This window comes from Micromonospora chaiyaphumensis (genome assembly GCF_900091435.1).
GTDB classification, from domain to species: domain Bacteria; phylum Actinomycetota; class Actinomycetes; order Mycobacteriales; family Micromonosporaceae; genus Micromonospora; species Micromonospora chaiyaphumensis.
Window position 1 is genome coordinate 420,318 of sequence record NZ_FMCS01000006.1, and the last position, 25,037, is coordinate 445,354.

At 73.4% G+C, this 25,037-nt stretch carries 21 protein-coding genes; 2 read left to right on the plus strand and 19 right to left on the minus strand.

Annotated features, from left to right (window positions below):
- Window positions 1-156: 156 nt before the first annotated feature.
- From GA0070214_RS18990 to GA0070214_RS19010, 5 genes are all read right to left on the minus strand, one after another.
- Window positions 157-819 (minus strand): DUF5701 family protein, encoded by a 663-nt coding sequence (locus tag GA0070214_RS18990; RefSeq protein ID WP_091265268.1) that lies wholly within the window; start codon window positions 817-819, stop codon window positions 157-159.
- 75 nt (window positions 820-894) lie between these two features.
- Complete coding sequence (locus GA0070214_RS18995; RefSeq protein WP_091265272.1) at window positions 895-1,656, minus strand: LytR/AlgR family response regulator transcription factor; 762 nt, start codon at window positions 1,654-1,656, stop codon at window positions 895-897.
- Entirely contained in the window at window positions 1,653-2,876 is a 1,224-nt protein-coding gene (locus GA0070214_RS19000) for a sensor histidine kinase (RefSeq protein WP_091265275.1), read from the minus strand. The genes GA0070214_RS18995 and GA0070214_RS19000 overlap by 4 nt, the downstream gene beginning before the upstream one ends.
- Before the next feature lie 33 nt (window positions 2,877-2,909).
- Window positions 2,910-4,421, minus strand: a complete 1,512-nt coding sequence (locus tag GA0070214_RS19005) for a sugar transferase (protein WP_091265278.1) — start codon at window positions 4,419-4,421, stop codon at window positions 2,910-2,912.
- Window positions 4,422-4,746: 325 nt separating this feature from the next.
- Window positions 4,747-5,607 carry an Fpg/Nei family DNA glycosylase gene (locus GA0070214_RS19010; protein WP_091265281.1) on the minus strand — a complete coding sequence of 287 codons (861 nt, stop codon included), beginning with the start codon at window positions 5,605-5,607 and terminating at the stop codon, window positions 4,747-4,749.
- A gap of 24 nt (window positions 5,608-5,631) precedes the next feature.
- Here GA0070214_RS19010 and GA0070214_RS19015 point away from each other — a divergent pair, with 24 nt between their 5' ends.
- Complete coding sequence (locus tag GA0070214_RS19015; RefSeq protein ID WP_091265285.1) at window positions 5,632-6,897, plus strand: glycosyltransferase family 4 protein; 1,266 nt, start codon at window positions 5,632-5,634, stop codon at window positions 6,895-6,897.
- A gap of 21 nt (window positions 6,898-6,918) precedes the next feature.
- Here GA0070214_RS19015 and GA0070214_RS19020 read toward each other — a convergent pair whose 3' ends face one another.
- From GA0070214_RS19020 to GA0070214_RS19040, 5 genes are all read right to left on the minus strand, one after another.
- On the minus strand, window positions 6,919-7,644 hold the full coding sequence (locus tag GA0070214_RS19020; RefSeq protein WP_091265290.1) for a CDP-alcohol phosphatidyltransferase family protein: 726 nt from the start codon (window positions 7,642-7,644) through the stop codon (window positions 6,919-6,921).
- On the minus strand, window positions 7,619-8,686 hold the full coding sequence (locus GA0070214_RS19025; protein WP_091265294.1) for an iron-containing alcohol dehydrogenase family protein: 1,068 nt from the start codon (window positions 8,684-8,686) through the stop codon (window positions 7,619-7,621). The genes GA0070214_RS19020 and GA0070214_RS19025 overlap by 26 nt, the downstream gene beginning before the upstream one ends.
- Window positions 8,674-9,405, minus strand: a complete 732-nt coding sequence (locus GA0070214_RS19030) for a phosphocholine cytidylyltransferase family protein (RefSeq protein ID WP_091265297.1) — start codon at window positions 9,403-9,405, stop codon at window positions 8,674-8,676. Before GA0070214_RS19030 ends, GA0070214_RS19025 begins: the two co-directional genes overlap by 13 nt.
- Window positions 9,406-9,475: 70 nt before the next feature.
- Complete coding sequence (locus tag GA0070214_RS19035; RefSeq protein ID WP_244167758.1) at window positions 9,476-10,285, minus strand: hypothetical protein; 810 nt, start codon at window positions 10,283-10,285, stop codon at window positions 9,476-9,478.
- Window positions 10,282-10,731: an NUDIX domain-containing protein gene (locus tag GA0070214_RS19040; protein WP_167364289.1), complete on the minus strand. Its 450-nt coding sequence runs from the start codon at window positions 10,729-10,731 to the stop codon at window positions 10,282-10,284. Before GA0070214_RS19040 ends, GA0070214_RS19035 begins: the two co-directional genes overlap by 4 nt.
- A gap of 114 nt (window positions 10,732-10,845) precedes the next feature.
- On the opposite strand from GA0070214_RS19040, the gene GA0070214_RS19045 reads away from it, so the two are divergent.
- The gene (locus GA0070214_RS19045; protein ID WP_091265300.1) at window positions 10,846-11,238 is read left to right on the plus strand and encodes a CBS domain-containing protein; all 393 of its coding nucleotides are present in this window, start codon (window positions 10,846-10,848) and stop codon (window positions 11,236-11,238) included.
- A 70-nt stretch (window positions 11,239-11,308) separates the two neighbouring features.
- Here GA0070214_RS19045 and GA0070214_RS19050 read toward each other — a convergent pair whose 3' ends face one another.
- The 9 genes from GA0070214_RS19050 to GA0070214_RS19090 all read right to left on the minus strand — a co-directional run bounded on the left by GA0070214_RS19050 (window position 11,309) and on the right by GA0070214_RS19090 (window position 24,663).
- Window positions 11,309-14,383 carry a malectin domain-containing carbohydrate-binding protein gene (locus GA0070214_RS19050; RefSeq protein ID WP_091265304.1) on the minus strand — a complete coding sequence of 1,025 codons (3,075 nt, stop codon included), beginning with the start codon at window positions 14,381-14,383 and terminating at the stop codon, window positions 11,309-11,311.
- 184 nt (window positions 14,384-14,567) lie between these two features.
- Entirely contained in the window at window positions 14,568-15,617 is a 1,050-nt protein-coding gene (locus GA0070214_RS19055) for a glycoside hydrolase family 26 protein (protein ID WP_091265311.1), read from the minus strand.
- A gap of 146 nt (window positions 15,618-15,763) precedes the next feature.
- On the minus strand, window positions 15,764-16,696 hold the full coding sequence (locus GA0070214_RS19060) for a sulfotransferase family protein (protein WP_091265315.1): 933 nt from the start codon (window positions 16,694-16,696) through the stop codon (window positions 15,764-15,766).
- 28 nt (window positions 16,697-16,724) lie between these two features.
- A complete protein-coding gene (locus tag GA0070214_RS19065) occupies window positions 16,725-18,338 on the minus strand; it encodes an oligosaccharide flippase family protein (protein WP_244167759.1) in 1,614 nt (537 codons plus the stop codon).
- Window positions 18,308-19,171: a sulfotransferase family protein gene (locus GA0070214_RS19070; RefSeq protein WP_091265324.1), complete on the minus strand. Its 864-nt coding sequence runs from the start codon at window positions 19,169-19,171 to the stop codon at window positions 18,308-18,310. The genes GA0070214_RS19065 and GA0070214_RS19070 overlap by 31 nt, the downstream gene beginning before the upstream one ends.
- A gap of 17 nt (window positions 19,172-19,188) precedes the next feature.
- Window positions 19,189-20,394: a hypothetical protein gene (locus tag GA0070214_RS19075; RefSeq protein ID WP_091265327.1), complete on the minus strand. Its 1,206-nt coding sequence runs from the start codon at window positions 20,392-20,394 to the stop codon at window positions 19,189-19,191.
- Window positions 20,394-21,881, minus strand: a complete 1,488-nt coding sequence (locus GA0070214_RS19080; protein WP_091265330.1) for an O-antigen ligase family protein — start codon at window positions 21,879-21,881, stop codon at window positions 20,394-20,396. The genes GA0070214_RS19075 and GA0070214_RS19080 overlap by 1 nt, the downstream gene beginning before the upstream one ends.
- On the minus strand, window positions 21,878-22,879 hold the full coding sequence (locus tag GA0070214_RS19085) for a DUF3048 domain-containing protein (RefSeq protein ID WP_091265333.1): 1,002 nt from the start codon (window positions 22,877-22,879) through the stop codon (window positions 21,878-21,880). The genes GA0070214_RS19080 and GA0070214_RS19085 overlap by 4 nt, the downstream gene beginning before the upstream one ends.
- Window positions 22,876-24,663: a Wzz/FepE/Etk N-terminal domain-containing protein gene (locus GA0070214_RS19090; protein WP_091265336.1), complete on the minus strand. Its 1,788-nt coding sequence runs from the start codon at window positions 24,661-24,663 to the stop codon at window positions 22,876-22,878. Before GA0070214_RS19090 ends, GA0070214_RS19085 begins: the two co-directional genes overlap by 4 nt.
- Window positions 24,664-25,037: the final 374 nt, after the last annotated feature.

Genomic DNA, 25,037 nt, shown 5'->3' on the forward strand with positions numbered 1-25,037 from the left:
AGGCCTCACTCCTGTGGACAACCCGGTGGATGACGGCCGCCTCGTTGTGGACGACGGGCTGGTCCACTCCGCCTCAGCGAGGTGGCGGTATCCGCGGGTGCCGGACACCGCCACCTCGGCGACCTGGCGTCGGTCAATGCCGCGCCGACGCCCCGCTCAGGTCAGGCCGACCCGCACCGGATCGGCGGTCGCCGAGCCGAGCCAGGTGTGCGGGTTGCCGAACCAGCACCAGCCCAACTTCGGCGCGCCCTGGCTGATCCAGAGCGCCGGCACCCGCTTGTCCCCGCAGCGGGAGCCGACCAGCGAGAAGCACCGGTTGCTGGCCAGCGCCGGCGGGTGCAGCGTGACGAAGGCGAGACCCTCGTCGATGGTGATCGGCAGCCGGCCCCGCTCGGTCATCTGCGCCAGCGCGGTCGACGGCGGCAGGTTGCGGTACTCCTCGCCCCGGTCCACGTCGAAGAGCAGGTACGCGGGCCCGGCCGGCACCTCCAGCTCCTTGATCGGGTCGAACGCCGGCAGGTCGTCGGCCGGGAAGTTCCGGTCGAGGATGCCGGGCTTCCGCTTGCCGGCGAGCGTGGTGAGCGCGATCCGCTCCTGGACGGGCACCAGCTCGCGGGTGGTCACCAGGAGGAAGGGCACCCGCCCGTCGGTGGGCGCGGCCAGGTCGGCCGCCCCGGCGACGGCCGCCGTGCGCAGCGGGGTGAGCAGGTCGCGGAAGGCGTCCTCGGTCAGCCCGGCCAGCGCCGGATAGCCGAGCTGGAGGAGGCGGTCGAGTTGCCGGTCGAATTCCGTCGCGGCGTCGTAGCGGCTGTCGGGCATGCGGCCTCCATCTGTCGTACGGCGTCCCGTACAGCGTACGACAAGGGTCACGTATTCCCGGCCGCGGAGAAATTTTCAGCGGTTCCAGTCCTGCTTGGCCGCGCGGACCAGCTTGTCCTTCAGCTCGCGGGTGTGCCGGCGGCTCACCGGCAGCTCCGCCCCGTCGATCACCACCACGTAGCCGGAATTGACCAGCCGCAGCTCGGCGATCAGCTTGAGCTGCACCAGATAGGACCGGTGGACCCGGACGAACCCCGCGTCGGCCCAGCGCTCGGCGAGAGTGGCCAGCGAGACCCGGACCAGGTGCGAGCCGTCCGCCGTGTGCAGGCGGGCGTAGTCGCCCTGCGCCTCCACCCAGCGCACCGCCGAGCGCGGCAGCATCCGCGTGGTCCCGGCCAGCTCGATCGGGATGGTCGGGTCCTCCTCCGCCCGGGCCAGCGCCGCCGGGTGGGAGGGGACCACCCGCGAACCGATCACCCGGCGCAGGGACTCGGCCAGCCGGTCGGCGCGGACCGGCTTGCGCACGTAGTCCGTGGCGCCCAGGTCGAAGGCGTCCACCGCGCCGTCGTCGTAGGCGGTGACGAACACGATGGCCGGCGGCCGGGCGAACCGGCGCAGCACCCGGGCCAGCTCCATGCCGTCCAGCCCGGGCATCCGGATGTCCAGGAAGACCACGTCCACGTCGCCGTCGCGCAGCACCCGCAGCGCCTCGGTCGCGTCGCCGGCCGTGTGCAGCCGGGCCACCCGGGGGTCGGCCCGCAGGTGGTACGCCAACTCGTCCAGGGCCGGCGGCTCGTCGTCGACCGCCAGCACGCGGAGAAACCCGGTCGCGTTCATGAGGTCGCCCGCACCCCGGGGTGGAACTTCGGCACCCGCATGCTGACCTTCGTACCCGAGCCCAGGCCCGTCTCGACCACCAGGCCGAACCGGTCCCCGAAGGCCGACCGGAGCCGCTCGTCGACGTTCGATAGGCCGACGTGCTGGCCCGGGTCGTCGGCCGGGTCGCTGCCGGCGCCGGCCAGCTCGGCGATGCCGGCGGTCAGCGTCGTCGGATCCATCCCCACCCCGTCGTCCTCCACCGTGATGTGGCACTCGGCGCCCGCGTCCCGGGCCTCGATGCTCACCATGCCGGTGCCCGGCTTGCGGGACAACCCGTGCCGGACCGCGTTCTCCACCAGCGGCTGGAGGCAGAGGAACGGCAGGGTCACCGGCAGCACCTCCGGTGCGATCTGGAGGCGCACCTGGAGCCGCTCGCCGAACCGGGCCCGCTCGATCGTCAGGTAGCGGTCGATCGAGCGCAGCTCCTCCGCGAGCGTGGTGAACTCACCGTGCGCCCGGAACGAGTAGCGGGTGAACTCGGCGAACTCCAGGATCAGCTCGCGGGCCCGCTCCGGGTCGGTCCGGACGAACGAGCCGATCGCGGTCAGGGCGTTGTAGATGAAGTGCGGGCTGATCTGGGCGCGCAGCGCGCGTACCTCGGCCCGGGCCAGGCGCTCCCGGGAGGAGTCCAGCTCGGCCAGGGCGAGCTGGTCGCCGGCCCAGTGCGCGGTCTCCAGGGTCGCCTGCACGAGGCCCGGGGCGGGGCGCTCGCCGGCCACCGCCACCAGCGCCCCGACCACCCGGCCGTCGGCGCTCAGCGGGGCCACCACCGCGCCCCGGACCGGGCAGTCCACCAGGTCGCAGTGCAGCTCCGACTCGCGCAGCACCGTCGAGCGGCCGGTGCCGACCGCCCGCCGGGCCGCCGCGAGCAACTGGTCGCCGTGGTGCGCGCCGTGCCCGTCGAGGGCGAGCAGCGCCTCCCGGTCCGTGAGGGCCAGCCCGGCCGCGCCCACGAGGGCCCGCAGATGGCGTACGGCCTTCGCCGCCCCCGCCGCGCTCAGGCCGCCCCGTAGCGGCTCGGCGGCCAGCCCGGCGGTGTGCAGCACCTCGTAGGTGGCCCGCTGGGTGGCCGTGGCGATGCCCCGCCGGGCGCGCAGCCGCAGCACCGCCCACAGCGCCGCGGCCAGCGCGGTGACCAGCGAGACGACGCCGAACACGGCCGAGAGGTTGCCACCCACGCCCGCGATCCTGACGGGTGGCGGCCCGGAGCGCTAGTACGCGCCCTTGCGGGCGAGCACCACCCCGACGGTCCGCCACAGGATGCTCAGGTCGTAGGCCAGCGACCAGTTGTCGACGTAGTAGAGGTCGAGCCGGACCGCCTCGTCCCAGGAGAGGTCGGAGCGGCCGGAGACCTGCCAGAGCCCGGTCATGCCCGGGCGGACCAGCAGCCGGCGCCGGACGTCGCCCAGGAAGTCACCGTCGTCGGCGGGAAGCGGGCGCGGGCCGACCAGCGACATCTCGCCCCACAGCACGTTGATCAGCTGGGGCAGCTCGTCCAGCGAGGAGGCGCGCAGGAAGCGACCCACCGGGAAGACCCGGGGGTCCTGCTTCATCTTGAACAGCATGCCGTCGGTCTCGTTCTGGTCGACCAGGCCGGCCAGCCGCTCCTCGGCGTCGACGTACATGGTCCGGAACTTCCAGACCCGGAAGGTGCGCCCCTCGTGCCCCACCCGCGGCTGCCGGAAGAAGACCGGCCCCCGGTCGGAGATCCGGATGGCGATCGCGATCGCGGCGAAGAGCGGGGTCAGCAGCAGCAGGCCCAGCCCGGCGGCGACCCGGTCCATCAGGTTCTTGGCGAGCAGCGCCGGCCCGGACAGGGTCGGCTCCTCGACGTGCAGCAGCGGCAGGCCCTCGATGGGGCGGATGTGCACCCGCGGGCCGGCGATGTCGGTGAGCTGCGGCGCGACCACCAGGTCGACGCCGGAGCCCTCCAGCTGCCAGGCCATCCGGCGCAGCTCGCCCGGCTCGGCGCTCGCCGAGCCGCAGACCGCGATGGTGTCCCCGCCGACCTCCCGCACGAGGGCAAGCACGTCCCGGCCGGCGTAGACCGGCACCGGGGTCTCGATGCCGCGGGCGGCGGCGTACCCGTCGGTGAGGTGGATGGCCACCGGGACCAGGCCGGCCCCCGGGTTGCGGGTGACCGCCGTGTAGACCTCCAGGCACTCCGGCAGGGTGCCGACCAGCACCATCCGGTGCCCGGCCTGGCCGATCCGGCGGCGGACGGCGTGCAGCGCCATCCGGGCCACCATGCGGCCCAGCAGGATCAGCAGCATCGCGCCCAGCAGGGCGAAGCCGACCGTCCACCGGGAGAGTTGCGTCACGGTGGCGAAGGCGACGAAGGAGACCGTTGCGGCGACCGCGACGCCGGCACGGATCACCCGCTTGAATTCGTCCGGGCCGAGGCCCAGGTAACGGCGGTCATACGCCCGGTTGCCCCACAGGCTGACCACCCAGCCGAGCGGCAGCAGGCAGAAGGCGACGGTGTAGAACCAGGTCGGGTCTTCCTTGACGCCGTAGAAGCCGGATGCCGCCTGGTCGAAGATCTGGATGGCCAGGAAGCTGGCCAGCGCCGCCGCGCCGAAGTCGAGCAGCAGGAGGACCGCGATGTAGGGGCGGTGCCAGCGGGACACCCGACGCCGGGCGCGGGCCCACGCCGACCGGGGCACGCCGTTGTGCGACGGCGGAGTCGGCGGCTGGATCTCGAAGCTGTCGACGTGCCGCACGCTCTCGCTCCGGCCTGTGTTGGTTACCGGGCGCTGGAGGCTTGTCGTCACCTCAACCAGTGTCCTCCCGCATGACACGTGCCCTCACTCGCCGTGAGGGCCCGGGTCGCCCACCGTCCCAGTCTCCCACGCGGGCGCGGCCCGGACGGGCTCCGGAAGGAGAAGCCGCCCGATGATGCTCGCGGGGATCTGGCCGGCTTCGAGTCGGTTGTGAAGCCGGGGACCGAGCCACTATACCGATGGATCGCGCCCCCGGTAGAGGTGCGGAGTGGGACCTTCGGTGATCCGGGGACGATTCCTCTCCGTAATCGCGGAGTGTGGTTACTCACCGTACGAGGCGGGACAACCGTCGGTCAGCCAGCGGCTTGCCGCCGGTCTGACAGGTGGGACAGTACTGAAGGCTGGAATCGGCGAACGAGACCTCTCGCACGAGGTCGCCACAGACCGGACAGGGCAGGCCCTTCCGGGCGTGCACCTTGAGCCCGGAGCGCTTCTCGCCCTTCAGTTCGGCGGCCCGCTGCCCCATCGAGCGCCGCACCGCGTCGCCGAGCACCGCGCGCGTCGCCGCGTGCAGCGTGGCGAGCTGGTCGTCGGTCAGCCGGTCGGTGATCGCGAACGGGGACAGCTTCGCCGCGTGCAGGATCTCGTCCGAGTAGGCGTTGCCGATGCCGGCCAGCACCGACTGGTCGGTCAGCACGCCCTTGACCTGCCCCCGCCGGCTGCGCAGTTGGGCGCCGAACGTGGCCAGGTCGGCCTCGAGGGCGTCCGGACCCAGCTTGCCCACCCCCGGCACCAGCGCCGGGTCCGTCACCAGGTACGCGGCCAGCTTCTTCTGCGTGCCCGCCTCGGTCAGGTTGAAGCCGGAGCCGTCGTCGAGGCGTACCCGCACGGCGATCGGGCCCTTGCCGGGGCGCAGCGGGGCGGCCGACGGGAACGCCTCCCGGTAGTGCAGCCAGCCCGCCCGGGCCAGGTGGACCACCAGGTGCAGGCCCTCGCCGAACCGGACGTCGAGGAACTTCCCGTGCCGGCCCGCGCCGGTCACCGCCCGGCCCGCGACCGCACTCGGCGGCGGATCGTACGTCTTCAGCGCGCTGATCGCGGCCACCTCGAACCGCTCGACCCGCCGGCCGACCGCCCGCTCGCGCAGGTAGCCGGCGAGCGCTTCCACCTCCGGTAGTTCAGGCACGACACAACGGTAGCCTTCTTTCCCGTGAGAATCGTGGTGGCGCACAACCGGTACCGGGAAGCCCAGCCCTCCGGCGAGAACACCATCGTCGACGCGGAGATCGCCCAGCTGACCGCGGCCGGGGTGGAGGTGCTGCCGTTCCTGCGCAGCTCCGACGAGATCTCCGCGATGTCGAAGCCGGCCAAGGCGCTGCTGCCGATCTCGCCGATCTGGGCCCCGAAGGCCCAGCACGACCTGGACCGCCTGCTCGCCGAGCACCGCCCGGACGTGCTGCACCTGCACAACCCGTACCCGTTGCTCTCGCCCTGGGTGGTGCGGACCGCACACAAGCGCGGGGTGCCGGTGGTGCAGACGGTGCACAACTACCGCCAGGTCTGCTCGTCCGGGCTCTACTTCCGCGACGGCGTGATCTGCCAGGACTGCCGGGGCCGGGCCCTGGGCGTGCCGGCGATCGTGCACCGCTGCTACCGGGGCTCCCGGGCGCAGAGCGCCCTCATGGCCACCACCCTCGCCGTGCACCGCCCGACCTGGAAGTCGGTGGACCGGTACATCGCGCTCACCACCGCGGTCGCCGACCACCTGCGCGACTACGGCATCCCGGACGACCGGATCGTGGTCAAGCCGAACGCGGTGCCCGACCCGGGGACCCCGGCGCCGCCCGGGGACGGGTTCCTGTTCATGGGCCGGCTCAGCCCGGAGAAGGGGCTCGACCTGCTGCTGACGGCGTGGCGGCGGCACTCGGTGGGGTCGCTGGGCCCGCTGCGCATCGCCGGCGACGGCGAGTTGCGCGTGCTGGCCGAGGCGGCCGCCGCCGAGCGGCCCGATGTCGTCTACCTGGGCCAGCTCGACCGGGCCGGGGTACGCGCCGTGCTGGCCGACACCGCCGTGGTGCTGGCCACCTCCACCTGGCACGACGTGCTGCCCACCGTGATCATCGAGGCGCTGGCCAGCGGCCGGCCCGTGCTCGGCACGGCGCTGGGCGGCATCCCTTACCTGGTCGGCGCGGACGCTCCCCGGGAGCCGGCCGGCACCGGCCCCGCCGAGGTGGCCACCGCGGCGCCCGGCGACGGGCACGTCTCCCTGCCCACCGGGGTGCAGCGCGGCGAGGCCGGCTGGGTGGTCGCGCCCGATCCCGACGCGCTGGCCGCCGCGCTCCCGGTGGCCCGGGCCGGAGCGGCGACCCTCGCCCCGGCCGCCCGCACCCGCTACGAGCGCACCTTCCACCCCGACGTGGTGACGAAGCGCCTCATCGACATCTACGCCGACGTGGCCGCCGCCGCGCGCCGCTGACCCCGGTGCCGGGCCGCGGCCTCAGCGGAGGGAGGCGCGGGCGGAGAAGGCGATGCTGGCCAGGAGGAAGCCGCCGTTGACGATCGTGAAGGCGACGATCACCCAGAGGGTCAGGGCGGGTGCCACGGTCAGCACGAGGCCGGCCAGGAAGATCACGGCGCCGTAGTCGCGGACCAGCTTCGCCAGGCGGACCGGGAGCGAGGTCGAGGTGACCATGCTGGCCGCGTTCGGGCCGGCCTGCATCACCGAGGTCACCAGGTTGACCATCCAGGTGCCGGCGAACACCGCGATCAGCCACACGGGCGTCGAGGGGTGCTGCGCCACGGCGGTCGCCCCGAGCGCGGTGACCAGGGCGATCTGGGCGGCCACGTCGCAGAGCACGTCGACCCGGGCACCGGCCGGGTTGTTCTGCCTGGTGACCCGGGCGAGCTGACCGTCCGCGCAGTCCAGCGCGTACGCGATCTGCCAGCCGACCAGGGCGACCAGCCCCACGGCCCAGGCGGGGACCGACCCCGCCGCGACATCGTCGGCGAGCGCCACCACGGTGACCGAGGCGGCCAGGCCGAGCACCAGGTTGGTGAGGGTCAGCGCGGTCGGGCGCAGCCCCAGCCGCTGGGCGACCAGCGCGAAGAACGCGCCGATCCACTGGCTGATCGACTCGCTGAACAGGCCGCCGCCCCGGTTGACCCGGTGGAAGTCGGCGACGGAGGGGCGGGACGGCTCAGTCGACGTGGTCGCGGATTGCACCGGCGTAGTCTGCCAGCCGCTCCCGCGTCTCGGTAGGCGACATCGCCAGGTGTTCGAGGATGGTGTAGCGGTCCGGCCGGGTGGCCGGGGCGAACTGCACCGCCTCCACGAACTGCTCGTCGGTCAGGCCCACGTCGGCGGGGAGCCGGGGCAGGCCGTGCCGGGCCAGGCAGGCCGACATCTCGGTGAGCCGGCGCTCGTCCCCCCGGAGGAAGGTGCAGAACAGGGCGCCTAGACCGGCCAGCTCGCCGTGCGAGGCGGTGCCCGGGTAGAGCGAGTCGACGGCGTGCATGATCTCGTGGCAGCCGCCGCTGGCCGGGCGGCTGGTGCCGCAGACGGCCATGGCCAGGCCGGTGGAGATCAGCGCCTCGGCCAGCACCGTGACGAAGCCGTCGTCGGTCATGTCGCCCCGGTGGGCGAGCACCGCCTCGGCGCCCATCCGGGCCAGCGAGGCGGCCAGCCCGTCGACCGGCTCCCCGCGGACCTGCCGGGCCAGCTCCCAGTCGGCCAGCGCGCTGATGTTGCTCACCACGTCGCCGATGCCGGCCCGGTTGTGACGCTCCGGCCCCGCCTCGACGAAGTCCAGGTCCACGATCACGGCGATCGGGATGTGCACCCCGTAGGAACCCTTGATGCCCTCGGTGACCAGGCTGGCCACCGGCGAGGCGATGCCGTCGTTGGCCAGTGCCGTCGCCACGGTCACCATGGGCAGGCCGCGCCGGGTGGCCGCGTACTTCGCCACGTCGATGGTCTTGCCGCCGCCGATGCCCACCACCGCGTCGTACGACCGGTTGCGCAGCTTCGCGCCCAGGTCGTCGGCGGCGTCCAGGGAGCCTCCGGCCACCGTGAACAGGTCCGCCGACCGCAGCGACGGGCGCAGCAGCTCGGCGATCTGCTCGCCCTGCCCCGGGCCGACCACCACCGCCACGTCGCCGCCGGCGGAGATCCGCCCGTCGGCCAGGATGGCGGCGAGGTCGGCCACCGCACCGCGCCGCACGTCGATGTGCAGCGGGGTGAGGATGGTCCGGGCTAGTAGCGGCACGCGATCTCCCGCGCCCGGGCCAGGTCGGCGTGGTTGTCGACCTCGACCCAGGAGACGTCGCCGATCGGCGCGGCCCGCACCTCGCCGCCCCGGTCGGCGAACTCCTGGTAGCCGTCCTCGTAGTAGAGGTTCGGGTCACGCCGCCAGGTCGCCTCCAGGGCGTCGGCCAGCGCGCCGGCCACCTGCGGCTCGATCAGCGTCGCGCCGATGTACTCGCCGTACGCCTCGCCCGGGTCCATGAGCTTGGTGATCCGGGTGAGCTGGCCGGCCGCGTCGAAGGTGGTCTTCATCTCCTCCTCGGCCAGCGCCTTGATGTTGTCGATGGCCAGCAGGATGCCCGGGCCCCGCTCGGCCAGCAGGGTCTTCTCCACGCTCACCGGGTGCACGGTGTCGCCGTTGACCAGCAGCACACCACGGGAGAAGTGCTCCCGGGCCAGCCAGAGCGAGTAGGCGTTGTTCCACTCCTCGGCCTTGTCGTTGTGCACGAGGGTGATCGTGACGCCGTACTTCTCCTCCAGCGCGGCCTGCCGCTGCCGGACGGCGTCCGCCGCGTAGCCGACCACGATCACGACCTCGGTCAGCCCGACCTCGGCGAGGTTGCGCAGCGCGATGTCGAGGATGGTGGTCTCCCCGTCGACCGGCACCAGGGCCTTGGGCAGGGTGTCGGTATACGGCCGCAGCCGGCGCCCCGCACCGGCGGCGAGCACCATCCCGATCATGCCGGCACCATCCTCTTCTCGACTCCGCTCCACTCGGTGGAGGATATCGTCGCGCCACCGGCGGCCGTGTTCAGCCCGGCAGGGCGGCCAGGTCGGCGAGCAGCTCCAGCCGTTCCCCGGCGGCGAGCACGGCCCACGGCGCGGCCGCCCGGCGGTCCGTCTCCTGCTCGATCGCGAGCCGCTCCGGCCCGGCCGGTAGCTCGACGACGCTCGCCGCCGTGTGCCCGGCGGCGGTCCACGCGGCCGCGTGCGCGTCGGCACGGTGGTAGCGCAGGGTGCCCAGCCGGTTGAGCAGCAGCACCCCGGGCGGGGTGCCGTCCGGCTCGTACGGCGGGGCCATGGTCGCGAAGGCGCCGGGCCCGGCCGGGACGGACGCGTGCGCCAGCACCCGGCCCAGCGCGGTGACCAGCCGCGCCACGCGCTCGTCGTGCCCCGCCCACAGTTCCTCGGTCACCTCGGCGTGCACCCCGAACAGCTCGGCCAGGAAGGCGAGCCCGCGCTCGGTGGCGCAGAAGCCGCCGTCCGGGAAGCGCTGGATCATCCCGTACGCGACCTGCTTGTCCAGCGCGCGCCGGCTGGCGGCCGGGTCCCGGTAGCGGGTCACCGCCGCGAAGCCCGGTGCGTCCACCGTGCCCCCCGGTGCGGCCAGGCGGGTGCGGAACTCCACCAGGAAGCCGGTGGCGGCCGGACCGCCGTACCGGGAACTCAGCTCCGCGCCGCCGCCGTCGCGGCCGGCGAGCATGCCCGCGACGAAGGTCCGGTCGACGGCCGGCGCGACCAGCCCCGCGAACCGGTGCGGCGGCAGCTCGACGCCGTCGGCCGAACCGGCTCGTGGCGCCGGAGGTCGCGCCGCGCCGCGACCGGGGACCGTCTCCCTCACAGACCGATCGAACGCAGGGCGGCGAAGCCGTTCTCGGCGATCCGCCGGATCAGCCCGTCGTTGACGTCGCGGTGCTCGTCGAGCAGGTCGACGTCCTGCTCCGCCAGCCAGCGGAACTCGGTGTGCTTGCCCTCCTCCAGCCGGGGCCGGCCCAGGTCGCCGTCCACCCGCACCAGGAAGTCGGTCTCCACCCGGGTCAGCCCGTCGTCGCCGGTGTAGCGGTATTCGCCGACCTGGCCGAGCACGTGCGAGACGGTCCACCCGGTCTCCTCGGTGACCTCCCGGCGCAGCGCGTCCTGCACCTCCTCGCCCGGCTCGAGGTGGCCGCCGACGATGTCCCAGCAGTTGGGGAAGAGGCGTCGCGCGGGGGACCGGCGCTGGATGAAGATGCGGCCGTCGTCGTCCACGATCAGCGCGCCGGCGCAGCGGAGGGGCTCGGTGGGCACCTCACGACAGTAGCGATCCCGCGCCGATCGTGGCGATGCCCGGTCTTGTCCCGTTCCGCATCGATGGCCCACCATGTCCGTACCGAGGCCGCCGTCCCACAGGGGTGATGCGTGATGCAGGTACGGGAAGCGATGTCCAACGAGGTTCTCGTGGTCGGCCCGGAGCACACGCTCCGCCAGGCGGCCCGGATGATGTCGGCCCGCCGGGTCGGGTCGGCGGTCGTGATCGACCCGGATTCCGAGGGGATCGGGATCATGACCGAACGCGACGTGCTCAACGCGATCGGGGCCGGGCTCGACCCGGACGTCGAACGCACCGGAGCGCACCTGACCTGGGACGTGGTCTACGCGGGCCCGGACTGGACGGTGGAGGAGGCGGCCGCGGCCATGGCCCGGGGCGGATTCCGCCACCTGGTGGTGCTCGACGGCCGGGAGGTGGCCGGCGTGATCTCGGTGCGCGACCTGATGCGGGTCTGGGCGCGGGAGCACAGCGCTCCCCGCGTCTGACACCGACCACGGAAAGGGCGATGGCCCGGCCGATACCGGCCGGGCCATCGTCGTGTCGTAGCGCCTTCGGTCAGGGGCCGACGAAGACCGCGGTGCCCCGCCAGTCCACGTTGTCGACGCCCGGGCCGCTGCGCACGGTGGCGGAGCCGGTCGGTGCGCCGTCCGACCACGCCATCGAGGAGAGGTTGCCGGTGCTGCGGGAGACGACGTAGAGGGTGTCGCCGTCGAGGAACAGGCCGTTCGTGTCGGCGAAGGCCGTCGTGCCGGTGACCGTGCTCCGCTCCGCACCGACGACGCCGGTGTCGGGCGCGAACCCGCGCCAGAACAGGGTGCTCTGGCCGGCCAGCGTGTAGTAGAGGCGCCCGGCGCTGTAGAACATGGCGGTCACGTTCGGCAGCTCGGCGGCGAAGTTGCCCGTCATGCCCGCGTAGGTCTGGCCCTCCGGCGCGGAGCCGGTGACGACCAGGTCCCACTTGGCGTCGTGGTACGGGTCGAGCTTCTTCGGGGTGCCGAAGCTCGTGCCGTCGAACGAGCGCTTGTAGAGGTCGCCGTTGACGCCGTAGAACAGGTCACCGCCCACCCAGAAGGCACCCTTGATCGTCGACCACCGGGTGTTGTCCGGGTTGGCCACCGAGCTGGCGTTGCCCACCGCGGTGGCGCCGTCGTACGACCGCTTGGTGATGCTGTCCACCGTGGTGGCCGGCGGCACCGGCGGGAGCTTGACGATCTCGATGCCCTGGACCAGCGGGTTCTCCACCACCCGACCGAAGTCGATGTCGACGTTGCCGTCGCTGGTGACCGCGAAGGCCCGCATGGTGCCCTTGTTGGTGGCGCCGATCGACGCGATCGGGTCGAAGTCGTTCAGCTTGAGCACGCCGTCGATGCTGATGTCGAACTTGCGCTTGCCGGCCGTGGCCGTGCCGGCGTACCGGTTGGCCAGGTAGAGCCGGACCTGGATCGGCGTGCCCGCCGGGACCGGGAAGTCCCACTGCATGTCCGGCGCGGTGGACTGGTCCCAGCGCTCGCTGTTGAACAGCGCGACCGGGGTGCCGGCCGGCACGGTGGCGTCGAGCGTCGCGTCGGTGGTGTAGGTGGTGACGGTGCTGCCCGTGTTGTGCAGGGTGCTCGGCACCGTGAGGCTGTCGGTGGCCCAGGCCGGGCCGCTCGGCGCGGCCAACTGGTCGCCACCCGCGTTGACCCGGTAGAGGACGTCCGCCGCGTCCGGCGTCGGCGCGGTCTTCACGATCTCGATGCCCTGGACGAGCGGGTTCTCCAGCACCCGGCCGAAGTCGATGTCGACCACGCCGTCACTGACCAGCGAGAAGGACCGCATGGTGCCGCGGTCCGTGCCGCCGGCACTGGCCACCGGGTCGAAGTCGTTCAGCTTGAGTACGCCGTCGATGCTGACGTCGAACTTGCGCTTGCCCACCGTGCCCGTGCCGGCCCACCGGTTGGCCAGGTAGAGGCGCACGTCGATCCGGGTGCCGGCCGCGACCGGGATGTCCCACTGCATGTCCGGGGCGGTCGCCTCGTCCCAGCGCTCGCTGTTGAACAGCGTCGCGGGGGTGCTCGCCGGCACCGTGGCGTCGAACGTCGCGTTGGTCGTGTAGGTCGACACGCTGTTGCCGGTGTTGTGGTGCGGGCTGGGCGCGGTGGGGGTGTCGCCGGCCCAGTCCGGGCCGCCGTCGGTCGCCGGGATGGCCGGACCGCCTGCGTTGACCCGGTAGAGGACCTCGGTCTGCGCCGCGCGGCCGGCCTGGTAGACGTCGCCGGGCAGGCCCTTGGTGCTGGTGGAGTGCGGGGCGGCGCCGCCGCTCAGCGGGAAGAAGGCGAGCCGCTTCCGCTGGTAGTCGAAGTTGCCGATGTACTCCTGGTCGCTGCCCAGCCAGAGGCCCTCCGGGGTCACCAGCATCTCGGTGACGCCGTAGCCGCGGGGGTGGCGGCCGGGGTTCCAGGACAGCGGCAGGCCGCTGGCCGGGTCGAGGGCCGCGATGCTGGCCCGCGGCACCGCGCCGGGGCCCGCCTTGTCGCGGGCGAGCGGGTTGTTCGACCAGCGGAAGTGACCGCCGGCGTAGACGGCCTCCTCGCTGATGCCGGTGGAGAGGAAGGTGTCGCCACCGCTGAAGTTGGTCCAGGTCGGCTGCTGCCCGTCACCGGTGGCGGCGGTCTCCCAGCGGGCCGCCGAGTCACAGAGCGTGCCCGGGTAGGACGCGCCGGTGGTCACCACGATGAAGTACTTGCCGCTCGGGGCGAACTGCACGTCCCGCACCCACGAGTCGAACGCGGTGTACTTGCAGGCTCCCGAGTAGCCGTCGGTGTTCCAGTCGGCGACGGTGGCCTCACTGTCGCCCAGGTTGATCCGGACGATCTGGTCGTGGACGACCCCGTTGGCCTTCTTGAAGTTGCCGATGACCACGAGGTGCTTGCCGTCCGGCGAGACGGCCAGCTTCTCCACACCGACACCGGCCGAGGCGCCGCCGTTGGTGCTGGTCCAGTTGTGGTGCTCGGTGAGCGCCACGGTGAGGTATTCGGTCACCGCGCCGGTGGTCGGGTTCAGCGAGGCCAGCCCGTTGCGGGTGGTCGTCGCGGTCACCGTGGTGAAGATGCCGCCCACCAGGAGCCGCCCGTCGACCAGGGCGATGTCGCTCACCGTGCCGTTGAACGCCGGGCCCTTGAAGCCGGCGACCGGCGTGCCGTCGGCGACGTTGAGCAGGGCGATCTTCCGGAAGTTGCTGTCGCCCACCTTGTTGAAGGTGCCGGCCAGGTAGACCGTGCCCGGCGTCGGCCCGGCGATGATCGCGGTCACCTCACCATCGAGCACCGGGGCGAAGGACTCGTCGAGCTTGCCGGTGGCCTTGTCGAAGGCCAGCACGCCCTTCCGGGTGACCTCCGTGGTCGAGGAGCCACGGTTCTGCGCCTTCGTGAACGAACCACCGACGATCACCTTGCTGCCGGCGTCGTAGATGGCCACGACGTTGCCGTCGTTGATGTTCGGCGTCTTGTCCGTCGGCACCTCGCTGACCAGCGTGGTGTGGTCCGGTGCGGGTGCGGCGAGCGCGGGTACGGGGGTGAAAAGGGTGGCGATGCCGAGCACGGCAGCGCCGAGGGCGGACACCGAGCGGTGTCTCAGGATCGAGGAAGGCACAGGCTGCTCCGGGGGAAACGTCGGAGGCGCTGCGGTGGCCGGTGCCGGCGCGAGGTGGGGCGCCGCACGGCCGACCGCAGACGTGAGAGCAATACCTTCTCGCATGGTGCCGTCGCCCGTCCACCCGGGACCGGGGTTTTTGACCGAGCAAACGCCCCAGGTCACACGAAAAGACGAGGGAAGATCATCGACCCGGTACGGAGGGTGGCGCCGAGGAGACACTGAGGTCCGGCGGTGGCGGGTTGAAGTACGGGTCGGTGGCCATCTCGCGGAACACCGCCTCGCTCTCCGGGTCGTTGCCGAAGGTGCTGTCGTACAGGGGTTTCGTGGTCTGCCGGGCGGCGAAGTAGACGGCCGCCTTGATCTGCGGGTGCTTCTTCAGGTACGGCCCGACCTCGCGCATCCAGTTGGCCCGCTGGCCGGGCCGCCCGTCCTGGGTGAGGCCGAACTCGCCGATCACCACCGGCCGCGGGTGCTTCTGCGCGAAGGCCATGAAGTGGTCCATGCGGTCGGTGAAGCTGTTCCACTCCGGGCCGGGGTAGACGTCGGCGCAGAGCCAGTCCACCTGGTCGTCGCCGGGGTAGTAGGCCGCGGCGTCGCGGTCGGGCTCGGCGAAGCCGTCCGCGTGCGGGCACCACACCCAGGCCGCGTTGGTGACGCCGACCTCGGTGAAGATGGCCCGGACGTGCTTCCACGCGGCGATGTAGTCCTCCGGCGAGTGCATGCTGGCGGCCAGGTTCGGCCGGTCCATCTCCCACCGGTAGCGCAGCAGCACCGGCACCCCGAACTCCTTGACGTCCGCGGCCCGCTGCCGGATCAGCGAGTCGTAGACGCCGCTGACCGTCGACCGGGTGTCGGTGCCCTGCCAGGAGATCATCTGGAGCTTCCCCTGGGACTGGAAGGCCCGCTCCGTGGCCCCCGGGAAGGCCTCGTTCCACTCGTGGAACATGTGCGCGATGGTCAGTTCGCCCCCGGCGGCACGGTTGAAGTCGTCGAACGCGGCCGCCCGGCCGGTGGCGTTGTGGAACTGCGGCTTGACCCAGGCGCCCACCCAGGCGCCCTTCTCCGGCAGCTCCGGCCCACGCCCGGTGGTGCGGACCGGAGCGGTCCGGGGCGTCACCGTGGGCGGAGGCGGAGCCACCGCCGTCGTCGTGTCCTCCGGCCGGTCGGTCGAGCCGAAGTCACAGCCCGCCGCCGCCGGAACGAGGCAGGCCAGAGCGAACACGGCCAGCATCGTCCGTCGTAACCGTCGTACCACCGCAACCTCTCCCCAGGATGGTCGCCGGCCCCACGGTCGTCGGCCCCGACGGACCCCGCGTCAGCGGGGTGGCACGCCGGGACGGGCGGGCGACCCCTGGCACTCTACCGGCGCCTCGGCCCTCACGAGGTGTAGCCGAGTTCCCTGAGCAGCGGCCCCGCCTCGGCGAGCACGTCCGCGAGGTCCTGTTCGGTCAGTCGCTGCCGCCAGCGGCCGACCGAGTTCGGCCGGGCCTTGGCGAACCGGGCGTGCAGCGCCTGCCGGCCCGCCGGGTCGCCGACCGCCAGGAAGTCGGCGACCACCTCGGCCGCCTCGGCCGGCCGGCTCACGATGTCCTCGTAGCGGAGATGCCGGACCCGCTCCGCGGGCACCTGGGCTAGCTGGGCCAGCGCGCTGCTGGTGAAACGGCGCCACATCCAGGCCGACCGGCCCAGGTCGGAGACCCGGCTGAACTCCTCGCGTCGCTCCGGCTCCACCCAGAACCGGGGCGCGGCGCCCCACGGCGTGCCGCCCCGGCCGCTCTTGCCGGTGCCCGTCGAGGCCGCGTTCAGCCACGGCTGCTCGGCGTGCGACACCGCCACGTCCCGGCCGTCCCGGTAGACGTGCAGGAAGACCGCGTCCGGGAAGACCTCGGTCAGGAACGGCACGATGAAGCAGTTCTCCGGGTCCTTCTCGGCGAACCGCAGGCCCCCGTGGCCCGAGGCGGCGAGCAGCGCACCGTAGTAGCCGCGGAAGTAGCGGGCCGCGCGCTGCGGGGTCCAGCTGCCCTCGTACACGCAGCGGGCCACGGCCTTCGTGAGCCGGGGCTCGAAGTGGTAGGACACGTCCGGCAGCGCCCCCACGCAGCTGCCCAGGAACGTGGTGCCGGAGCGGGGCGCGCCCAGGATGAAGATCGGCCGCTCGACCTTCAGGCTCAGCTTCCGGTTGGCGGCCTCCACCGGCCGCTCCAGCTCCCGGCGTTCCTTCCGGTCGGCCAGCAGGCCGACGGCGGCGAGCTTCGCGGCCTTCACGGTCGACAGGCCGGAGTGCGCGGAGAGGGGCGTGCTGCTGGTCATCGGGGTCCCATCGGTACGCAGGAACGGGTCAGGACTGGGCGGCCGGGTTCGCGCCGGCGCGGTTGCGGCCCCGCCGCAGCGTGCGCAGCGCGTCGAGGTGCAGGGTGGTCCGCAAGCGCCAGGCGCCGGCCAGGTACGCCGCCACGCCGCCGACGGCCACCAGGGCGACCACGGGCGTCGGGGCGTCGAGCAGGCGGGCCACCCCGAGCGGCAGGCCGAACGCGGCGACGGCCAGCGCCATCGCGGCCCGGGTGCCGGACCCGAACGGGTGCAGCCGCATCGACCACCAGAGCTGGGCCAGCGGCACCAGGTTGGTCACCAGGATCGAGACGGTCCAGGCCAGGGCCGCGCCGAGGATGCCGTACCGCGGGATGAGCAGGAGGTTGGCGACCACGTTGAGCACCGTGCCGGCCATCGCGTTGTAGAACGTCCACGCGGTCCGGCCGGCCATGTTCAGGACCATGTCGACCATGCCGCAGCCGGTGGCCACGAGCATGGTCAGCGCGAGCAGCACCACCACCCGGTGGCCGCCGCCGTAGCCGGACCCGAACAGAGCCAGCATCGGCGTGGCGAACGCCGCGAAGATCAGGTAGGCGGGCCAGGAGAGCAGCACCAGCCACCCGGTGGCGGCCTGGTAGAGCTGCCGTGCCTCGGCCCGGTCGTCGCGGGCGAACGCGGCGGCCAGCCGGTGCTGCACCGAGCTGGAGAGCGCGACGCTGGAGAGCTGGCCGAGCGCCAGGAACCGGGTCGCGGCCGTGTAGAGCGCCGCGTCGGCCGGCCCGCGCAGCGCGCTGAGCAGCACGATGTCGAGCCGCTGCACCACGATCGCGGCCAGGCTGCTGACCGCGCGCGGCCCGGTGAACCGCCAGAACGGCCCGACCAGCTCGCCCGCCGGCACCGGCCGGGCCACGTGCCGGCCGGCACGGCCGACCAGCCGGCCCAGCCAGGCCAGCGCGACCACCGCGGCGAGCAGGTAGGGCACCACCCACGCCAGCGGCAGCGCGACGGTGGCGGAGAGGCCGAGCCAGGCGGCCACCGCCACGGCCAGGAACTGCACCAGGGTGCGGCCGAGCCGTTCCACGGTGAGCAGCGGCCGCATCTGGCCGAAGCCACGGCAGGCGGCCAGCGCGTAGTCGTTCAGCGCGGCCAGCGGCACGAAGGCCAGCAGGACCCGCAGCGCGGTCACCGCGCCCGGGCCGGCCTCCGGCATGGTTGCCTCGGCCAGCGCCGGTGCGGCCAGCCAGCCGGCCAGGCCGAGCAGCACGCCGACCGCCAGCACCGGCAGCAGCCCGGCCAGGATCGTGCCACGGATCCGGTCCCGCTGATCGAGCGTCCGCTGCCGGCTGACGAAGTAGACGGTCCCCACGTCGGTGCCGAGCCGGGCCGCCGACGCGGCGATCATGAAGGCGCTGGTGGCGGCGAAGAACATGCCGGCCTCGCGGACCGACCAGCCCCGGGCGATGACGATGTTCAGCCCGAAGCCGGCCACCGCGGCCAGGCCCACCCCGACCAGGTTGGCGAAGCCCTGCCGGGCCGCGCCGCCCAGGCCCGCGCCGGCTCCCGCCCCGCCCGGGGGTGCGGTCAGCGTCGGGGTGCCGGCGTCCGCCCGGGTCACCGCCGCCACGACGGCACGCGTCCCCACCAGGTGGCCAGCCGCTCGTCGTACGGGGCGAAATGGTCCTCCAGCCGGGTCCGCAGCTCGGCCGACATGGGCGAGCGGGACCGCGAGTTGTGCTTGCCGAAGGCGATGTCCGCCCAGCGGGGCAGGCCGAGGAAGTCGCAGACCGCGTCGAAGGACGGCCGCGGATCGGCGAAGAAGTCGTCGCTGTCGATCACGTGCAGCCGCTCCCGGCCGACCAGCGCCTCCAGCCGCTCCACCTGCTCGATGTAGCGCCCGCGGGCCAGGTAGGCGTTGTGCTGCAGGTGGTGGCTCGCGTACGTCGGGTCGGCGGTCATCCGCTCCCGCTCACCGGCCGTCCGCTCCTCCTCCAGCGCCAGCGCCCGCTCGAAGTCCGGCTCGGTCTCGTAGCCCCGGGCCAGCTCGTGCGAGTGCGCCGAGTAGGCCCGCTCCACCGGGTCGCGCAGCAGCACCAGCAGCTTCACCGAGGGCAGGTCCTGGGCGATCCGCTGCGCCGCCAGCGGGTGGAACATGTAGTAGGGGCTCGACTCGCCGGTGATCCCGCGGACGCCGACCTGCGCCTTCACCGCCTCCGCCTTGCCGGTGGTGGGGAAGTGCCCCAGGTACCAGCTCATCCCCCGGTGGTAGTCCATGTCGAAGTAGTGCACGCCCTTGTGGTAGGCGGGTGGCAGCACCCCGGGGTGCTGCGAGAGCGTCTTGAACAGCGAGGTGGTGCCGCAGCGCTGCGCCCCCACGATCAGGAATCCCGGCACCATCCGCGACCCGGCGGTCAACCGACCGACCGTCCGGCTCACCGACTTCACCGCGCGGAGCGCCTGCTCCTTGGCCAGCGTCACGTCCCCACTCCTCACTCTCACCGGGCCCGACGGGCCAGGTGCTCCTCCACGGCGGGCAGCAGCCAGGTGTCGACGTGCCCCAGTCGCGCACCCGCCTCCGCCTGCCGGTCCCGCAGATAGCGTGCCGCCAGTTCCACCAGGTAGAGCACGGCGACCAGGTCGGCGCCCCGGCCGGCGGAGTCGAACGGCGCCAGGCTCCGGTCCGCGCCGGTGATCAGCGCCCGCGCGGCCTCGGTCGGCTCCACCCCGTCGTTGCCGATCGCGGTCTGCACCGCCCGGTGCAGCGCGTCATAGCCGACCGGCACGTCCGCCTCGAACCGCTCCCAGTCCCAGACCAGCACCCGGCCGTCGGCCAGCGCGGCGCTGTTGCCGCCGTTCCAGTCACCGTGCCAGGCGCCGAACGCCACCGTCGGGTCCAGGTCCGCGACAGTCTTGAGCACCGTGCGCAGCCGCCCGGCCTCCGGGCGTGCGCCGAGCGCGTCCACCGCGTCGGCCAGCCGGGCCGCGTGGTCACTTCCGGCCCAGGACCGCCGGCGTACGCCCAGACAGCCGGCGACCGCCACCATGGCCGCCCGCTCGGCCGCCTCGGCGGCGGTCGGGGTGGCCCGGGGCAGCCGCACCGGCAGCGCCTCCTGCACCAGCAGCGCGTGCCCGTGCCAGTCGCCGTGGTGGCGTACCCCGGCCACGGCGACCGGGCCGAGCGGCAGGTCGGCGAGCCGGCGCAGCGCGGCGGCCTCCGCGTCGACCAGCGCGCGGGTCAGCGGGTCGACGCCGAGCTTCGCGTACCCGAGGGCCCGGCCGTCCGGGGCGAGCAGTTGCAGCACCGGCTTGCGGTTCGCCCGGGCCGGCCCGATGTGCAGGCTGACCAGCGTCGGCTCGCCCAGCACCTCGGCCAGGTACGCGTCCAGGCCACCGCCCGTCACCACCAGCCGGTCGCGGAACACCACCGGCCCCAGCCCGAGCCGGAACGCGGTGGCCAGACCCTGCCGGACCAGCTTCGCCTTGCGGCCGACCGCCTCGGTGGAGTGCCGGACGGCGCTCGCCGCGGCGCGGCCGGAGCCGGTCGGCACCAGCAGCCGGGGGCGGGACGCCGAGGGCACCACCACCCAGCCGGCACCGCCCCGGCGCAGGGCGGGTTCCGCCGGCTCAGGCCAGATCAACCCGGCCAGCTCACCGAGGTAGGCGGAGCGGCCGTCGCCGTCCGGAGGTACGCGGAACACCATCAGTTGTTACCGGCTGCTTCCAGTCGGGCCCGCAGCCCGGCCACGGTGCCCCGCGGTGGCGCCGGCGCGAGCGCCCGGCGGAGCCGGTCGTTGCGGGCGAGCAGGGCGACCGAGATCAGACCGTAGGCGAGGGTGGCTTCCAGTGCCCCGTAGGTGAACTGGAAGAAGAGCATGAGGATGAGCACGAGACTGCCGGCGATCCCGATGGCGCTGTGGTCGCGCCGGTAGCGCCAGAGGCAGAAGAGGAAGAAGCCGTTGTAGGCGATCGCGCCGACGTAGCCCTGGCCGACCAGCAGCGCCCAGAGCTGGCCGTTGCTGCCCAGCTCCCGGTTGCCGCACTGCTTGCAGTCGTCGGACTTGCCGATGGCGATCGACCGGTTGCTGCCGATCAGCGCCCGGTTGCCGCCGTAGCCGAGGATCGGTGAGTGGTTGGCCGCGGTGACCGCGCCCTCGGAGAGGGTGGTGCGGATGTCGTCGCTGTGCCCGTTCTGCAGTCGCTCGTCGAAGGTGCGGCCCAGTGGTGTGGCGACGATCAGCACCCCGATCAGCCCGACCGCCAGAGCGAGCCCGCCGAGCACCACCATCCGGCCGCGCAGGGCGAGCCGGACGGCCACGTAGACCGCGGAGATGCCCAGACCGATCCAGAGGCCGCGATTGAGCGAGTAGATGATCGGGAAGATCGCGGCCAGCGCGATCGCCACGCCGGCCAGCCGGCGCAGCGGCTTGCCCAGCACCACCCAGCCGACGATCAGCCAGATGAGCAGGATCGCCGTGTTCTCGCCCCACGAGTTCGTGTAGGTGAACGGCGCGGACGGCCGGGGCGAGCTGGCCTCGCCCTCGAGCACCTGCTGGACCTGGGCGAACTTGACGTCCATGAGCGAGGCGACGAAGGGCTGGCTGGCGATCGAGTGCGGCAGGATGAACCGCAGCGGCGCGACGAAGCCGAGGGTCGGGAAGAGCGAGCCGAGCCAGCCGCCGATCACCACGACCACGCCCATGAACCCGAAGAGCCGGACGATCCGGCGCCGCGACAGCTCCCGCTCGCCGAGGTTGTAGACGTAGAGCATGACCACGGTCATGCTGACGAAGTTGGCCAGCCGGATGGCCCAGCCGATGTACCGGCCGCCGCCGCCCGGCGGCAGCGTGTTCGGTGCGGTGAGGCCGAGCATCGCGGCGGAGAGCACCAGCCAGAGCAGCAGGACCAGCCAGATCCCGAAGCCCGGTGGCACCCGGACCGGGCCCCGGCGGACCATCTGCACGAGCATCGGCACCGCGAAGATGACGAAGACGAAGCTGGACACCCCGAGCGCCCACCACAGCGGGTAGAGCACGAAGAGCGCGATCAGCGGCCACGCCGTGGGCAACCGCAGTGACCAGCCCTTCGGCCGCACCACGGCCGGCGCGAGCCGGGCCCCGGCGGGCGGCGGGACCGCCGCGTCGACCGGGGCCGACCCGCGCGCCGGGCGGGGCGGGGTGACGGTGCTCATTTCACGCTGACCTTGGCGGTGGTCGGCGCGTAGATCACCCAGGCGTTGCCCGGCTGCGGGTGCAGGAGGTCGCCGCCGGTGTCGGCGAGGGTGCAGACCATGCCCAGGCCCGGCTTCCGCCACCGGCCCTTCGCGCTGGACGGCCCGGAGACCGCGACCACCGCGCCCTCGCCGAAGACGTTCGCCGACGGGAGTGACCGCGGCGACGGGTTCCGGACGTCGAGCGTCCGGTATTCCATGGTCAGCACGATCACCGAGGCGGCGGTCACCGTGGCGGTGCCGACCTTGCCAACCCAATGCGACTTCTGCTGGTCGTACCGCCAGACCATGGGCGGGCCGCCGGAGACGGCGATCGACAGTTCGGTGGCCGGGACGAGGTCCCGCGCGGCCAGCGCGGCGCCGTCAGTGGCGTGGTCGAGGGGCGGCGTCGGCGGTTGGCCACCCTTCGGCGCGGCCTTGAGCAGCGCGGCCGTCGAGGTGTAGCCGTCGTCGATGGCGTCGCCGTCGTCCGGGGTGACCCCGGCCAGCCCGGACTTCTCGAACTGGCTGAGGAAGCCGGTGGGGCCGCCGGCGTAGCCGACGACCGGGCGCAGCACGGCGACCGACCGGATGTCGACCGGGCGGATCTCGGTGACCGGGCCGACCTTGGCGGCGTCGCGGGAGTGGAACACCGCGGTCAGGTGCAGCGTGTCCGACTCGGCGAACTCGGCGTAGACAAGATCGGCCGCGTCCAGCCCGGCGGGCGTCGTCGAGGAACTCACCCGCAGCGGCACGGCGACCGCCTGGCGGCCGGCCAGCGGCGCCGCGCTCACCGGCGCGCCGGTCAGCGGGCCGGCCGGCAGGCTCGGGGTCGGGCTCGGCGGGGGCGTCGCCGGGGCGGTGCCCGGGTCGACCACGTCGACGCTGCCCGCCTCGGGCTGGGGCTCACTGCAGGCCGTGCCGAAGCCGACCACGAGGGCCGGGGCGAGGGCGGCGCGGAGCATCTGCCGACGGTTCACCCCAGGTCCTCGCCGGAGTCGAGGGCGTAGCTGCGGCCGTCGCCGTCGCCCCGGGACCGGTAGGTGCCACCGCTGCCGTTGACCGGCAGCGGCTTGCCCGGCGCCGGCGGCTTGACCGACGCCTTGCCCGGCGTGGGCGGCTTGGCCGACCCGCCGGAGGCGCCGGACGCGGACGGGTGCATCCGGGGCAGCACCATCGTGGACTCGGCGGACGGGCCGGGGCTCGGCCGGGGCTTCGGCCGGTTGGCCGGGGCCGCCGGGCGGGCGGCGGCGGGGCCCGGAGCGGGCAGGCGCGGGGCCAGCACGGCGCCGATCACCGGGGCGTTGACCTGCTCGAACTGCTGGAGCGCCGCGGTGATCTCACCGCTGCGGGTCCGCCCGGTCTCGGCCACGACGATCACCGCGTCGACGTGCCGGCCCAGTGCCTGGGCCTCCACGGCGAGGGTCGGCTGGGCGGTCTCGATGATGACGTGGTCGAAGCGCGCGGACAGCTCGTGCAGGATCTCCAGCAGGCCGGAGACCGGCAGCTCGACCTCGGCGTCCAGGTCGCCCGGGACGAGCACCCGGAGCTGGCCGAGGCCTGGCAGCGGGGCCAGCGCCTTCAGCGCCGGCACGTCCCGGCGGAGCACCGAGGCGAGGCTGTGCCGCCCCTCGGCCACCCCGGTGATGCCGCTCAGTGCCGAGTCCGGCTTGGTGGTGATCAGGGCGACCTGCTGGCCGGTGCGGGCGTACGCGGCGGCCAGGTTGGCCGCGACGAACCCGGCGGCGTTGCCGGCCGAGCCGTCGCAGAGCAGCAGCTGGCGGCCACGGCCGGCCTGCACCGGCTCGGGCACCGCGGAGAGCAGCACGTTGCGCAGGCGGCCCAGCTCGCGGGAGATCTTGTGGGTGGCCGGCAGCACCGCCAGCGACGGGGTGCGCGCGGGCAGCTCCAGCAGCAGCGGCAGGCCGACCCGGTCGGCGATGTCGCGCCCGCGGCGGATGCGGGTGTCGAGCCGGTCCAGCACCAGCGCCAGGACGATGCCGAGCAGCAGGCCGGCGCCCATGCCGCTGGCCAGGTTCAAGGTGCGGTTCGGCGAGCTGGGGCTCTCCGGCAGCCGGGCGTCCGAGATGATCTCGCCGGGGTCGCTCTCGGTGGAGAGCAGCGGGCTGAGCCGGTTGTTCAGCGAGGTGAGCTGATTGGTCAGCACGTTCCGGTCGGCCTCGGCACGCTCCCGCTCGGGGCTGTTGGCCGGCGCCGCGGCGATCCGCCCGGCGACCGCGCTGAGCTGCTTGTTCACCTCGCTGATCTGCTGCTTCAGCGCGGTGGTCTCGTTCTCCAGCGCCTTCTGCGCGGTCGCCTTGCGCAGATCGAGGTACGCCTGCGCGAAGGCGTGCGACCCGGACTGCGCCTGGGCGGGGCTGTCCGCCTCGTAGGCCACCTGGAGGATCTGGCTGTTCGGCGGGACGGTGACCGTCACCGACTTCACCAGCTGGTCGGCCCCGGTGCCGACCTTCATGAGGCCCTTGGCCCGCTCGGCCACGACCAGCGAACGGACCACCTGCGCCTCGGTGTCGAGGTTCACCTTGGCGTTCGGGTTGCTCTCCGCGCCGGCGCTGAGCGGGCGGACCAGCAGCGAGGTGTTCGACGTGTAGCGCGCGTGCTGCAGCTGGCTCACCGCCAGGCCGCCGGCCAGGCCGAGGACCGCGGCGAGGAGCAGGATCCACCAACGGCGGCGCAGCCAGCCCAGGTAGGCCATGAGGGCAAGACCGTCGGAGTCGCTCTCGGCCAAATGGGGTGAGGGCATCAGAGTCTGTCGCTCCCTTTCGACCGAGCCGGGCAGTCCACGGCGCAGCTGGACCTGACCGTGACCTTGAGTGTCCCCGATCCGAACGATGAGGGAAAGTCTGCTCACGTTCCGGTAAGCCTGCCCAGGTGTAGGCAGCCCGCGTAGATATGGCCGATCGGCGCTGGCCATTCGGCGGGTTTCCCGGTGTCGGGCCCGACCTGCCCCCGGGATCGGCGTCGCCGTCGATCCTCGTGCGGAGCGGTGACGGAATCCTGACACATGACGGCCGGCGCGGTAGGCCCGGCCCGCCGCGGTGGGCGTACCCCGGCTGACCTCGGTCGTCGCGCGTCCCGCCGGATCCCGTGCAGAGGATTCCCGGGGTGACCCGACCG